This window comes from Acidiphilium acidophilum, from assembly GCF_033842475.1.
GTDB classification, from domain to species: domain Bacteria; phylum Pseudomonadota; class Alphaproteobacteria; order Acetobacterales; family Acetobacteraceae; genus Acidiphilium; species Acidiphilium acidophilum.
Genome location: NZ_JAWXYB010000001.1, coordinates 99842 through 113103, shown reverse-complemented (window position 1 = coordinate 113103; position 13262 = coordinate 99842). Strand labels below are relative to the sequence as shown.

Annotated in this window: 13 protein-coding genes; 3 read left to right on the top strand and 10 right to left on the bottom strand. The window is 58.8% G+C overall.

Annotated features, from left to right (window positions below; genetic code table 11):
- Nucleotides 1-196: 196 nt before the first annotated feature.
- The 3 genes from SIL87_RS00600 to SIL87_RS00590 are packed head-to-tail and all read right to left on the bottom strand — an operon-like array spanning nt 197 to nt 1810.
- Nucleotides 197-436, bottom strand: a complete 240-nt coding sequence (locus SIL87_RS00600) for a hypothetical protein (RefSeq protein ID WP_319612381.1) — start codon at nt 434-436, stop codon at nt 197-199.
- Nucleotides 433-1197 (bottom strand): IS21-like element helper ATPase IstB, encoded by a 765-nt coding sequence (gene istB, locus SIL87_RS00595; RefSeq protein WP_319612379.1) that lies wholly within the window; start codon nt 1195-1197, stop codon nt 433-435. Before istB ends, SIL87_RS00600 begins: the two co-directional genes overlap by 4 nt.
- On the bottom strand, nt 1184-1810 hold the full coding sequence (locus tag SIL87_RS00590) for a Mu transposase domain-containing protein (RefSeq protein ID WP_319612393.1): 627 nt from the start codon (nt 1808-1810) through the stop codon (nt 1184-1186). The genes istB and SIL87_RS00590 overlap by 14 nt, the downstream gene beginning before the upstream one ends.
- A gap of 162 nt (nt 1811-1972) precedes the next feature.
- On the opposite strand from SIL87_RS00590, the gene SIL87_RS00585 reads away from it, so the two are divergent.
- Entirely contained in the window at nt 1973-3154 is a 1182-nt protein-coding gene (locus tag SIL87_RS00585; RefSeq protein ID WP_319612316.1) for an IS256 family transposase, read from the top strand.
- 35 nt (nt 3155-3189) lie between these two features.
- Here SIL87_RS00585 and istA read toward each other — a convergent pair whose 3' ends face one another.
- The 5 genes from istA to SIL87_RS00560 all read right to left on the bottom strand — a co-directional run bounded on the left by istA (nt 3190) and on the right by SIL87_RS00560 (nt 8677).
- Nucleotides 3190-4044: an IS21 family transposase gene (gene istA / locus SIL87_RS00580; RefSeq protein WP_319612392.1), complete on the bottom strand. Its 855-nt coding sequence runs from the start codon at nt 4042-4044 to the stop codon at nt 3190-3192.
- 216 nt (nt 4045-4260) lie between these two features.
- Nucleotides 4261-4596, bottom strand: coding sequence for a hypothetical protein (locus SIL87_RS00575; protein WP_319612377.1), 336 nt, complete (start codon nt 4594-4596; stop codon nt 4261-4263).
- Nucleotides 4597-4792: 196 nt separating this feature from the next.
- Nucleotides 4793-5548 (bottom strand): hypothetical protein, encoded by a 756-nt coding sequence (locus SIL87_RS00570; RefSeq protein ID WP_319612391.1) that lies wholly within the window; start codon nt 5546-5548, stop codon nt 4793-4795.
- Between the two features lie 899 nt (nt 5549-6447).
- The gene (locus SIL87_RS00565; RefSeq protein WP_319612390.1) at nt 6448-7065 is read right to left on the bottom strand and encodes a hypothetical protein; all 618 of its coding nucleotides are present in this window, start codon (nt 7063-7065) and stop codon (nt 6448-6450) included.
- A 430-nt stretch (nt 7066-7495) separates the two neighbouring features.
- On the bottom strand, nt 7496-8677 hold the full coding sequence (locus SIL87_RS00560) for an IS256 family transposase (RefSeq protein WP_319612316.1): 1182 nt from the start codon (nt 8675-8677) through the stop codon (nt 7496-7498).
- Nucleotides 8678-8814: 137 nt separating this feature from the next.
- Here SIL87_RS00560 and SIL87_RS00555 point away from each other — a divergent pair, with 137 nt between their 5' ends.
- Nucleotides 8815-8943 (top strand): transposase family protein, encoded by a 129-nt coding sequence (locus SIL87_RS00555; protein ID WP_319612389.1) that lies wholly within the window; start codon nt 8815-8817, stop codon nt 8941-8943.
- Nucleotides 8944-9387: 444 nt separating this feature from the next.
- On the opposite strand, the gene SIL87_RS00550 is transcribed toward SIL87_RS00555, so the two are convergent.
- Both SIL87_RS00550 and SIL87_RS00545 read right to left on the bottom strand, forming a co-directional pair.
- Nucleotides 9388-9765: a recombinase family protein gene (locus SIL87_RS00550; RefSeq protein WP_319612433.1), complete on the bottom strand. Its 378-nt coding sequence runs from the start codon at nt 9763-9765 to the stop codon at nt 9388-9390.
- Between the two features lie 57 nt (nt 9766-9822).
- On the bottom strand, nt 9823-9999 hold the full coding sequence (locus tag SIL87_RS00545) for a recombinase family protein (protein WP_319612388.1): 177 nt from the start codon (nt 9997-9999) through the stop codon (nt 9823-9825).
- Nucleotides 10000-10371: 372 nt separating this feature from the next.
- Between SIL87_RS00545 and SIL87_RS00540 the strand changes: the two genes are divergently transcribed.
- Nucleotides 10372-13260 carry an SNF2-related protein gene (locus SIL87_RS00540; RefSeq protein ID WP_319612387.1) on the top strand — a complete coding sequence of 963 codons (2889 nt, stop codon included), beginning with the start codon at nt 10372-10374 and terminating at the stop codon, nt 13258-13260.
- The last annotated feature ends 2 nt before the right edge of the window (nt 13261-13262 follow it).

Genomic DNA, 13262 nt, shown 5'->3' with positions numbered 1-13262 from the left:
CGCTGCGCGCCGCGCAAGAGCGCGGTGGCCTCCGGCCATCCTTGACCGCCACTGCGCGCGACGGTGTTTTGGTATGCAGGTCGGGACGACAGGATGGCCGCTTTAGTCGAACCACAGGATGGTTGCTGAAGAGAAGCGCGGAGGCGGTGTGCAATCGGCCTGGGGGGTCGTCACACCAAGGCGCGGAGGCGGTTGATCAGAAGACCTGAGGTGGTCCGCCGATTGGGGCGATATCCTCGAAATGATCAGCTTGGTGTTGCTCGCGCATCATGCGCTGAATCTGGCAATTATAACGGACCCAGATTTTTTCTCTCAGATCGTCGAGTAGCTCGAAGATCGCAAGGGCCTGATCTGGCGTCCAGTGGATCGGGATTTCGAGGATAATTGGTTGCAAGTGCGCCGGATTCTTTGCACGGCCCTTTCGGGATTTTGTCATGATTTTGCATTGCGGGCGCGGCGCTGGCCGGCGCGCTGATCCGCCCGTTCGCGCGCTTCCTTGAGGCGGTAGGACTCGCCGTCGAGCGCGATGATTTCGGCGTTATGGATCAGGCGATCAACCAGGGACACGACGCAGGCCGCGTTGGGGAAGACCTCGCGCCACTCAGCGAACGGTCGATTGGTGGTGACGATGGTACTCTTGTTCTGATACCGCCGTGAGATCAGCTCGAACATGAGATCGGCATGACGGTTGGAGTAGGCCAGGTAACCGACCTCATCGATGACCAAGAGTTGAGGGCGGGCGTAGTGGCGGAGCCGACGGCGCAGAGCGGAATCACTATCGAGTGCGGCGAGGTCGCCGAGCATCTGGCCGGCGCTGGTGAACAGCACGGTATGCCCCGCGATCAACGTTTGGTGTGCAATATTCTGGGCCAACGTCGACTTGCCGATGCCATTTGGGCCGACGAAGACGATGTTGGAGGCGTCGGCGAGGAAGTCGAGCGCCATGAGGGCATCGATGGCGGCGCGATCGCATCGCTTTGGCCAGGACCAGTCGAAGTCGCAAAGCGGCTTGAAGCGGCCGATGTGGGCGGTCTTCAGCCGGCGCTCCAGGCTGCGGCAGGATCGCTCTTGTTCCTCCCAGGCAAGCAGCGGGGGTAACCAGGTTTGGGTTGCAACCTCGGGCCAATGTGCGATCAGGCCATGCAGGTGCAGTGCCTCGGCGCGGGCCCGCAGGGCTTCAGGTTCAGTTGTTGTCATCGGAACAATCCTTGATCTGGTCGTATGTTTCGAGGGCATGCGGTTTGACCGGTCGATCGCGGGCCTGAACATGGGCGGGCAGTCCGGCAGCGACCGGCGGCGCAGCGCCCCGTTCCTCGCGCCGCCGATCGAGAGCGAGGCGGACGGCATTGGGATGAGGAACGTTGCGAGTCAGCGCTTCGCAAATACTGGCTTGCAGTTCACCCGCCCCATAGCGATCGAGCAACCGCAGCAAGGTGGCGGTGATGGCGCCGAGATTTTCGCCGCGCTCGGCGGCGCGCATCAGCAAGGTCTGACTGGCAGGTGCCGCCCGCACCAGACGATCGGTCGCGCGATGCTTGCGGGCCGAGCGTTTCTGATCGACCAGAGCCTGAACATGGGCCGGCTCCTCGATCTGCGCACCCTTGTCGTAACAGCGCGGATGGAGGGCAATCACTGCGCTACCATCGACGATTCGTACCTCTTGCGGATCGGCGAGGATGGTCAACCCGCGCCGGACATGATCGTGGGGAACCGAGTAATCGTTCAGGTCGAAGCGGACATAGGGCATCTTGCCGACCCTGACCGCCACCTGCTCGAGCAGAGGTGCCGGGTTGTCGGGTAACGCGAGCAACCGCTTGGCTTCCTCGGCGAAGACCTCGCGGAGGTGGTGTAACCTGACGTCTGGAAATTCATTTTGGGTTGGGAGTTGGTGCCCTTGCCGGGGCATGCCCCGGCAAGGGCTGTTCATTCTGGTATTCCATGCAGTTGTTCACACCAACATGGAGACCGATGAATGGACGCCAAAAAGGATACGATTATCGAGGCACTTTTGGAACATCTGATCGAAAACGGCGCAGGCGATATCGCCACGGTATTTGCCAGGACCTTCGAACTCGCCATGCAGATCGAGCGCGAACGCTTCCTCCACGCCAGTCACTACGAGCGCAACCCCGATCGTCAGGGTTACGCCAATGGCTACAAGCCCAAGCGGATCGATACCCCGGCCGGGTCGATCACCGTCGATGTCCCCAAAACCGCCGGTCACGTGGGCGAACCCTTCTACCCACAGTCCCTCGAACGCGGCCGACGCTCGGTCCGCGCCGTCATGGTCGCCGTCGCCGAAATGTACATCAAAGGCGTCTCCACCCGCGACGTCGAGGCCGTCATGCGCGAATTCGGCATCGAAAGCCTCTCCTCCGCTCAGGTCAGCCGCGCCAGCAAGCTGCTCGATGACGAACTCGCCGCCTGGCGCACCCGACCCCTCGCCGAGATCCGCTACCTCATCCTCGACGCCAGATATGAAAAAATGCGCGATAATGGCGTCGTCCGCGATGCCGCCGTGCTCTCGGCCATCGGCATCGGACCCGATGAACGCCGCCGTGTCCTCGGCGTCTCGGTCGCCCTTTCCGAGGCCGAAGTCCATTGGCGTGCCTTCCTCGAAAGCCTCCATCAGCGTGGCCTGCGAGGCGTCGAATTCATCGTCTCCGATGACCATGCCGGATTGCACGCCGCACGCCGCGCCGTCTTCGGCGCCGCACACTGGCAACGATGCCAGTTCCACCTCGCCCAAAACGCCATCCACCACGCCCCCAACCACGCCATCCGCAAACGCATCGGCGCAGAACTCCGGACCGTCTGGAACGCAAATTCCCTCGCCGCTGCCCAGATCGCTCTCACAACCCTCGTCAATGCCTATCGCGACACCGCACCAAAGCTCGCCGATTGGCTCGAACGAAATATCCCCGAAGGCCTCACCGTCTTCACACTGCCAGAACCCCACCAGCGCCGGCTTCGCACTTCCAACCCCATGGAACGCGGCATCCAGCAGGAACTCAAACGCCGCACCACCAAAATCAGGGTCTTCCCCAACGAAGCCTCCCTCGAACGCCTCGTCAGCGCCGTCCTCGTCGAAATCGATGAAAAATGGGCCGCCGACACCAAGGGCTACATCAAGTGGGACTACCAGGATGCCTGACCCCCGCTCGCCCTATTTTCCAGACATCAGGTTGCTCAATCCTCGCGGACGCTGCGCAGTGATTCCTCGGGGCAGCGGCGGTCGGCAGCCGGGCCGTTGCACCAAGCATCGGCCTGGGTATTGAGATCGGCAAGATCGGTGAAGCGGCGCGCGGCGAAAAAACTATCGCGGACGTAGCGGATCGCCCGCTCGACCCGCCCCTTCTCGTTGCCGCGGGCGATCGCCACGGGGCGCGGCTCATAGCGGTAATGCCCGGCAAAACCCAGCAAGGTGGGATGGAAGCGGATGGCATCACCGCGCCGTTCCAGAACCGCACTTTTAAGGTTGTCGTAGAGCAAAACACGAGGAACCCCGCCCCAGGCAGAAAAGGCCCCAACGTGGCCGCGCAGAAAGTTCTCCATCCGCGCGTCCGGATAGAAACGCAGGAATATCTGGCGCGAATAACTCAGCACCATGACGAAGGCCATCAGCGGTCGCCGCGCGCGCCCGATCTCGAGGTGGCCAAAATGGCCCCAATCCACCTGCGCTTGTTCGCCGGGCAGCGTCCGCAGGCGCAAATAGGCCTCGACTTTTGCCCGGGGTCGGTGGCAGGCGATGATGTGGCGGAAATGGTCAGGACTGCCGCGATAACCGCGCTCGCAGACCATCGCATAAAGCCTGCTCGCGGTCAGGCTGGGAAACGTCTCCAGGGTCTGGTGAATGAACGGCAGATAGGGATCGATCCGCGACGCGCGGGCCGGTGAACCAATCCTGGGAAGACCAGCTTGCCCCAGAACTCGGCGCACCACGCTATGATGAATATGCAATTGTTGGGCGATCGTGCCGATGGTCCATCTCTCGGCATGATAGTAGCGGAGGATCTGTGCCTCGATGTCAGCCGGTATCACCATGTCCAGATCTCCCGCGGGATGGCATCACATCTCGCACGGGACCGCGGCGGCGCAGGAAACCTTGGCGGACCAGCCCAGAGCATCGCTGCCCGCACCAGTGGCAGTGCGCAACGGATCGCTGGACGCAGACTGCCTGAGGCGTTGCGCCGCTCGCACTCGCTGGCGAGTTCGACGCCAGCAGATCACCAGATCGAGCTGGCAGTGAACCCTGATGCGTCACGTTTTTGCATCGAGCCCGATATCGGCGTGCCCGGGCTGCATGAGTAAATCGCCCACGTCGGCTGGTTTGGTAACGTTGAGCGGCGGCGCGTTGCGCCAAACAACGCGCCAGGAGGGCGCATTCTCCCGCACAATAAATCTGGCCGCGATCACAAGACCGACACACCACCACCTGCACGCGGCAGGCTGCACATAAAAACATCCGGGCCGATATCGGGGCCGCACCGTCACAGTCACAATTCCCCTGTAGACGCTGATTATGATTGCGGAAATACTGGCCTTGCATGCGTGCTCCGGCACCGTGCGGGGCACGGCGTCGAGCAGAACCGCCAAGTCGAGATCGGCGCCGTGCTTGCCCCTCAATAGCGGCAAACCTACCCCAGCACCTGACAGCGCGTCACCTCACCCACCGCGCCGTCCACACAACCACGAAATCCCTCGGGAGCCATCGAAACCAGTGCAGGAAGCGCAACCCGACTACCGGGTGCCGCACAAGGCAATTATTGCCGCTCCAAGCGCCCCGCGCCGTTTATGCGCGGATTCTCACCGCCGCCAACAACGGTTCCTTCATACCTTTGTCCTGCACGCAAACCACCGTGCCGACGGTGAACCGTTCCGCGGTGACCGCGGCTGCGCGGAGTGTTCTGGCGCGCCCGGCGGCCATCACCCACTCGGCGGCTGGTCTCGCCTCGCCGCTCGCCGCGGTGACCAGGATATTGCCGCGGAAGCGGATCACGTAGTCGAACTTCAACTCCTCCGTCAGCACCCGGTAGAGCTTATGATCGCCGAACCCACGATCGGCGACGATGCAGACGCGTGTCTCGGCCGGCACGATTTCCGCCAGCGCGACCAACAGGCGGTATTCCTCTTCATTGCGCCGGTTCTTCAGATTGGCCTTATCGACCGAATGCCAGATCAGCGGCGTCGCACGGCCGTGCGAACTCAGCAGCGAGAGCATCAGCGTCGCTTGACCATCAGCGTCGAATTCGGTCCAATCCATCGCGACAACGATACGCTCACGCGCACCGATCACGAACGATACCCAACGCCGCAGCACAACGTCCAGATCAATCCCGGGGTTCGAGAGCATGCGATCGACCTGCTTGATCGCATGCTTGGTCAGTCGCCCACGTGCCAAAGCCAGCCCCTGGCCAATCGCGCCAATCGCCAGCGATGCGGTCTCGATGACCCCCAGCGTTGCTCCTGCCAAGGACAGGATCCGCTTGGCATGCAGATCATCCCCCAGCAAACCTTCCAGAAAGCGCTGAACATCGTCAAACGACATATGTGTCCTCTTGGCAGCCATCCGATCCTCCAGAAATCAGGATTGATTGCCGGGCAACCTTGGAATCGTGCACCGAGGAACAAGGGCTGCCAGAAAATTCGAACGAAAAGAACCTGGATCAACCGATCCCGATTCCTTCCGAAAATCCAACCCGGCCCGTTCGATTCTCTTTAACCGATAGTTGCGGAATCAGTATGAGGGGATGGATGAGCGTCCGGGCGGGTCTTGCTGCTGGAGATCAGAGACCTTGGCTACACCGGCAGCCTATCTCATCTGGGTCGGCTTCTGGCGGGTTGGCACCGTGCCGGTCGCCCTGTCACTGTCGATGCCGCCACGGCTGCAACGCCCAATTTGATCGATCCATTGACCGGACATCTGGTCTCGCCGATCGTGGCCGCTGCATTGTGTGTCAAGCCGCGCGGCTTGCTGACGGACGCCCAGGCGGCAAAACTGGATGCGTTCAAGACAATATCTCCCGCATTCGCCTGTGCAGCTGAGTGCAACAGAAAAGTAGCATAAGGAAGATTACTACTGAACAGCAGGGATTCGCGCATTTATATGTTTCATACAGTGATTATTCTAGAATATTGTTACACGCCTATCCCACGCAAAAGTTACTGCAGAAGTAGATGTTTTCGCACGGGAGTTTTGCGAGGCCTAAGCCGTTGAAATGCCTTATTCCGCCTGGACTTCGCAGAAGTTAGGAGTTTCGCACAAGTGGGTATTTTGCACCGCCTTACGCCGCTTTTCTGTTCCGTTCAGCCGCACAGGCCTACACCACGCAAAGGGGCACGATCCACTCCACCGCCTCGGCTATCCCCAAAAGAGAGACAGCAGAGGTCAGAGTGGGAAGAAACGAAGGAGAAATATCGGCTTCTGCGGGAAAACCTCGGCTTTGATTAATGTAAATTTAGAGAAAAGTATTGTTCTTTAACTTTATTATGGTGTTTATAGTAATAAGCTGCCGCTTCTCTGATTGTAAATGTTGGATTTGATTCGCAGAATTGTGTTATAGATAATATAATTCCGCTAGAATTAGATTGGTGTTCTGTTACACTTTTCTTTTCTGACATTACCTTAATAAGTTTTTCCTCTTTTTGAAGTGTTTTATTTATTTCTTTATTTTCCATTAACTCATGCGCGCCTATCCAATTTTTTATTAATTCATTGATAAATATTTCGCTTTTTAGACCAACTATTTTTTTATCTTTAACTGTGTGCTCCTTTAGAATAGGCGTATCCCCGTATAATATATAGTAATCAGTGTTCGCTTGGGCTTTCGACCCAGCGTCGATGCCAGCCAGATATCCTAAAACCCAATCTTCTTGCTGATATGCTAAGTCATTATCCTTTTCTTGATTGATTACCCAGGAGCCACAGGAATTCGGCATAACAATAAAATATTTTGCTGCCTCAGCCTGCTTCGCTGACAGAAAAACTATCCCGATCGAAAGCATTAGTTGTGCTATTCTTTTCATTTTTTTGCTCCTTTTTTCAACAGAACCTTCGGTACTCAAGTAAGAGAGGCTCCCCTGTTAATCCCAGAAACTCTAATTGTGGGAAGCGGCGAGTAGTCACGGTGCAATCGCTGGTGCCAGGGACGTACGGCGAAATAGTCACAAGCTCGCGGGTAATGGTCAAGCATCCCTACCACGATCTTGCGCGCCGTGCCAGATATGTAGGATTTCGACGCTCGCAGGCGTAATTCGATAGACGATCACGTAAGGCCAGATCACCGTCAACTCAGGGCTGTTCAATCCTCTGAACTGACGGTTTTCTGAGTCCGATATCCAACAGGACGTCGGAAAGTGAGACGGCGGGCATTTTGCGGATTCCCGAAGCGATCGATCTGGGATTCGTGGGGAGGTAACCGATTCGGAGGTTGCCATGGCCACGTTCACCCCGTGATTGAGCAACCTGATGTCTGGAAAATAGGGCGAGCGGGGGTCAGGCATCCTGGTAGTCCCACTTGATGTAGCCCTTGGTGTCGGCGGCCCATTTTTCATCGATTTCGACGAGGACGGCGCTGACGAGGCGTTCGAGGGAGGCTTCGTTGGGGAAGACCCTGATTTTGGTGGTGCGGCGTTTGAGTTCCTGCTGGATGCCGCGTTCCATGGGGTTGGAAGTGCGAAGCCGGCGCTGGTGGGGTTCTGGCAGTGTGAAGACGGTGAGGCCTTCGGGGATATTTCGTTCGAGCCAATCGGCGAGCTTTGGTGCGGTGTCGCGATAGGCATTGACGAGGGTTGTGAGAGCGATCTGGGCAGCGGCGAGGGAATTTGCGTTCCAGACGGTCCGGAGTTCTGCGCCGATGCGTTTGCGGATGGCGTGGTTGGGGGCGTGGTGGATGGCGTTTTGGGCGAGGTGGAACTGGCATCGTTGCCAGTGTGCGGCGCCGAAGACGGCGCGGCGTGCGGCGTGCAATCCGGCATGGTCATCGGAGACGATGAATTCGACGCCTCGCAGGCCACGCTGATGGAGGCTTTCGAGGAAGGCACGCCAATGGACTTCGGCCTCGGAAAGGGCGACCGAGACGCCGAGGACACGGCGGCGTTCATCGGGTCCGATGCCGATGGCCGAGAGCACGGCGGCATCGCGGACGACGCCATTATCGCGCATTTTTTCATATCTGGCGTCGAGGATGAGGTAGCGGATCTCGGCGAGGGGTCGGGTGCGCCAGGCGGCGAGTTCGTCATCGAGCAGCTTGCTGGCGCGGCTGACCTGAGCGGAGGAGAGGCTTTCGATGCCGAATTCGCGCATGACGGCCTCGACGTCGCGGGTGGAGACGCCTTTGATGTACATTTCGGCGACGGCGACCATGACGGCGCGGACCGAGCGTCGGCCGCGTTCGAGGGACTGTGGGTAGAAGGGTTCGCCCACGTGACCGGCGGTTTTGGGGACATCGACGGTGATCGACCCGGCCGGGGTATCGATCCGCTTGGGCTTGTAGCCATTGGCGTAACCCTGACGATCGGGGTTGCGCTCGTAGTGACTGGCGTGGAGGAAGCGTTCGCGCTCGATCTGCATGGCGAGTTCGAAGGTCCTGGCAAATACCGTGGCGATATCGCCTGCGCCGTTTTCGATCAGATGTTCCAAAAGTGCCTCGATAATCGTATCCTTTTTGGCGTCCATTCATCGGTCTCCATGTTGGTGTGAACAACTGCATGGAATACCAGAATGAACAGCCCTTGCCGGGGCATGCCCCGGCAAGGGCACCAACTCCCAACCCAAAATGAATTTCCAGACGTCAGGTTACACCACCCACCCCGTTGCTCGACATCCTGGCTGATGTGCCTGACCCACGCCGCGCGGAGGGTAAACTCTACAAGTTGCCCCACGTGCTTTTGTTTTCGATCCTCGCGATCGTGAGCGGCAGCGATTCCTATGGCCAGAACTGACGAACTGGCCTTCTGATACGCATAAGCGGACAAAAGTGGTACGGAGGTGCTGCGAACCGCTGGTATTCCATGGCTTTTGGGTGGCTTTGGCATTCGGCGGTCCTTTCGCCGGCGTGACGGCAAACATGTGTTTTCCGTACACTCAGGATCGGATCCCAAATCGGAGCAAAAAACGGCCTCCACCCTTGGCGGAAACTCCTGTCGGTTTGACCGAATGTACGGAAATAATGAACGCAAGGCTTTTCGACACCCGTGCTCCCGGCTTATGCGTATCAGAAGGCCCGTTCGTCAGTTCTGGCCGAACAACCCGGACGACGGACAGAAAAATCCTGTCGCGGCGATCGGCCGGGTTTTCCATGGGATCGACGATGCAATGCGTTACTGGGTCATCCGCCCTATAAAACACACATCTACGTCAGGAATGGACGTACTGTGAAGCGGAGATTAGGACACGACATCGCGCGTCACTTGATTGAGTGGCCCTGTCGAAACCGTGCACGAATGATTGGTTTGACGGCTGGTTTCATACTCACGGGCGAGCGCGGACACGGAACTACCGGCATCGAGCCGGGCGACAACCTGGCATTTCTGATCTTCACTCAGGCTCGCAGGTCGGCCAAGTTTCTTGCCGGTCCTACGCGCCCGGCTCAACCCGGCCTGGGTGCGCTCAACCATAAGGTCACGCTCGAATTCGGCGACGGCCGCGATGACCTGCATCGTCATTCGCCCCGCCGAACTGGTCAGGTCGACACCGCTCAAGGCGAGGCAGTGAACCCGCACGCTGATCGCGTCAAGGGCGTCGACCGTGGTGCGAACATCCATCGCATTACGACCAAGACGGTCGAGCTTGGTGACGACGAGAACGTCATCAGCTTCCAATCAATCGACGAGGCGGCGGAAGGCTGGTCGCTGCATCGCGGCTACACTACCCGAGATCGTGTCGGTCACGACACGCGAGGGCTGGATGGCAAACCCGGCCGTCTTGGTTTCGGCAACCAGGTTCGCGGCAGTCTGACCAAAGGTCGATACGCGGGCGTAGATGAAGGTACGGGACATCGGGTGAAATTCTGCCCAAAATGGGTGCCCGATAATTACCTGTGCTCAAAACCACGTCAACTCTATATTCTGGGCAGGTATTTTCGGGGTGCCCGAATACGATCGATTGTGCTCAGTTTGCCTCAAACCTAAGTGCGGGACAGGCGGTCTTTATGGAAATTAGGGAGATCCTGGCTAAATAGGGCTAAGTTTCCGCCGGCCTATCATCGCCTGATATCGCACGGGAATTCGTCCTCTGCACCTTCAACGTAGTCGAGGAATCTTTGAGCGCGATCTTCGGGGTTGGGATACTCCAGCACATGACGATGGTGTTGCGCGTAAGGATAGGTGAAGGTATCTCATCCCAAGGATAATAACATTGATGGGGCACGCATGAAGGGACGTGTTCCCGACGGGATGATGACGACGGACTGCCAGGCGAAGTATTTCGCCTTTGACCTCACGCGGAGATATGCGCCGGACAGCGCCGAGCGCATGGCCGGCGCGGTTGCCGGCGCACAGGTCGATCTCAATCCACATCAGGTTGATGCCGCGCTGTTCGCCTTTGCCTCCCCGCTGTCCAAAGGAGCGCTGCTCGCCGATGAGGTCGGGCTGGGAAAGACGATCGAGGCCGGCCTTGTCATCTCTCAGCGTTGGGCGGAGCGAAAACGCCGGATTCTGATTATCGCGCCGTCCAACCTGCGGAAGCAGTGGCACCAAGAACTGAGTGAGAAGTTCTTCCTTCCCTGCGCGATCCTGGAATCGAAGTCGTACAATCAGGCCATCAAGGTCGGTAACTTCCGGCCGCTGGACCTCGACGGAACGGTGGTGATCTGTTCCTACCAGTTCGCGCGGAGCAAGGCGGCGGACGTTCACGCCACGCCGTGGGATCTCGTCGTCATCGATGAGGCCCACCGGCTTCGCAATGTCTACAAGCCGTCGAATGTCATCGCGAACACCCTCAAGCAGGCGCTCGCGCAGAAGCAGAAGCTGCTTCTGACTGCGACGCCTCTGCAAAACTCGCTTTTGGAGCTTTTCGGCCTCGTCAGCTTCATCGACGAATATACGTTCGGTGATCTCAAAAGCTTCCGCGAGCAATTTGCGAACGCCGCGCCCGATCGTGTGTTCAATCTTCTACGGGAGCGCCTGAAGCCAATCTGCCATCGGACTCTGCGGCGGCAGGTCACCACCTACGTCCCGTATACGCGCCGGTATCCCATCGTCGAGGAATTTACCCCCGAGGACGGTGAGGACAAGCTTTACGATCTCGTGTCGGAATACCTCCGACGGGACAATCTGCAGGCGCTCCCTGCCAGCCAGCGGTCGCTCATGACGCTGGTCCTGCGCAAGCTGCTGGCGTCCTCCACATTCGCGATCGCGGGCGCGTTGACATCGATTTCGCGCCGCTTGCAATCGAAGCTCGATGATGACGCGGCACTCGGCTCCGCCGAAGAGGATTTGGCTGAAGACTACGAGGCGCTCGATGAGACGGAAGATGAATGGACCGACGATGACAAGCTCGAACCTCTAACGGCCGCTGACCGCAAAGCGATCGAGGCGGAGATCGCTGATCTGACAGGGTTTGCCAAGCTTGCCACCTCGATTGATCAGAACGGCAAGGGCAAGGCCCTGCTGAAAGCGCTCGGTGTCGCCTTTGCCAAGGCGGAAGAGCTCGGAGCCGCCAAGAAGGCGATCATTTTCACGGAATCCCGCCGTACACAGGCGTATCTCCTGCGCGTGTTGGCCGACAGCCCCTACGCCGAGGGCATTGTCCTGTTCAACGGCGCCAACACTGACGAGCGTTCGAAAGAAATCTACGCCACCTGGTTCGCCCAACATCAGGGCTCGGATCGTGTCTCCGGCTCTCGCACCGCCGATATGCGATCAGCGCTGGTGGACTACTTCCGTGACAAGGGTCGCATCATGATCGCGACCGAGGCCGGGGCCGAGGGCATTAATCTCCAATTTTGTTCACTGGTCGTGAATTACGACCTGCCCTGGAATCCCCAGCGCATCGAACAACGGATCGGTCGCTGCCACCGCTATGGCCAGAAGCACGATGTCGTCGTCGTCAACTTCCTCAACCGCAAGAACGAAGCGGATAAGCGCGTTTATCAGCTGCTCTCAGAGAAATTCAAACTCTTCGAAGGCGTGTTCGGCGCGAGCGACGAGGTTCTCGGCGCGATTGAGTCGGGTGTCGACTTCGAAAAGCGTATCGGGACCATCTACCAGAAATGCCGCCAGACGGACGAGATCAAATCGGCATTCGACCAGCTGCAACTCGAACTGAGCCTCGAGGTTAACGAGGCGATGAGCCAGACTCGGCAAAAGCTGCTCGAGAATTTTGATGACGAGGTTCGCGAGAAGCTGAAGATCCGCGATGACGACGCGAAGGTCTATCTTGACCGCTTCGAGCATCTGCTGATGCGGCTGACGCAGCATGAACTGGGTTCGGATGCGGAATTTCGGAATATCTCCACGTTCGAATTGCGGTCTTGCCCGTCATGGACAAGCGCATGCGATATCCCGCTCGGTCTCTATGAATTACCCAGGCGCTCGGGCGAGGCGCATCTCTATCGGCTGAGCCACCCCCTTGGTGAAGCCGTTGTTGAGCGGGCAAAGGCAAGACAGCTCACCCCGGTGCAAGTCACCTTCGACTACACCAACCATGTGGGGCGGATCAGCGCCCTTGAGCCTCTTCGCGGCCGGAGTGGATGGCTCAGCGTCTCAGCACTGACCGTCGAGGCGCTTGACACGCCAGAAGACCACATCCTTCTGGCCGGCGTCGGGGATGACGGCGTGTCCTTGAGCCGTGATGAGGCGATGCGCCTCCTGACGCTACCGGCGGATGATGGTGCCCCGGTCGAAACCCCTGCGCCATTGGCCGACGTCCTCAGCGCCCGGCTGGGCGTTGAGGCCGGCCAAATTCAGCGTGTCGTATCAGAACGCAATGCGCGGTTCTTTGGCGAAGAAGCGGACAAGCTGGATGGCTGGGCGGATGACCTGAAGGTCGGCCTGGAACGGGAGATAAAGGAAATTGATCGTCAGATTAAGGAGGCGCGACGTGCCGCGACCGCGGCGTTGACGCTGGAAGAAAAGCTTGCCGGCCAAAAGCAGATCAAATCGCTGGAGGCGCTTCGCAACGCCAAACGCCGAAACCTTTTCGAGGCGCAGGACGAAATTGACAGGCAGCGCACTGCGCTCATCGCGCAAATCGAAGCGAAGCTGGAGCAGAAGACCGATATAACCTCGCTATTCACGATTCGCTGGTCGTTGGTCTGAGC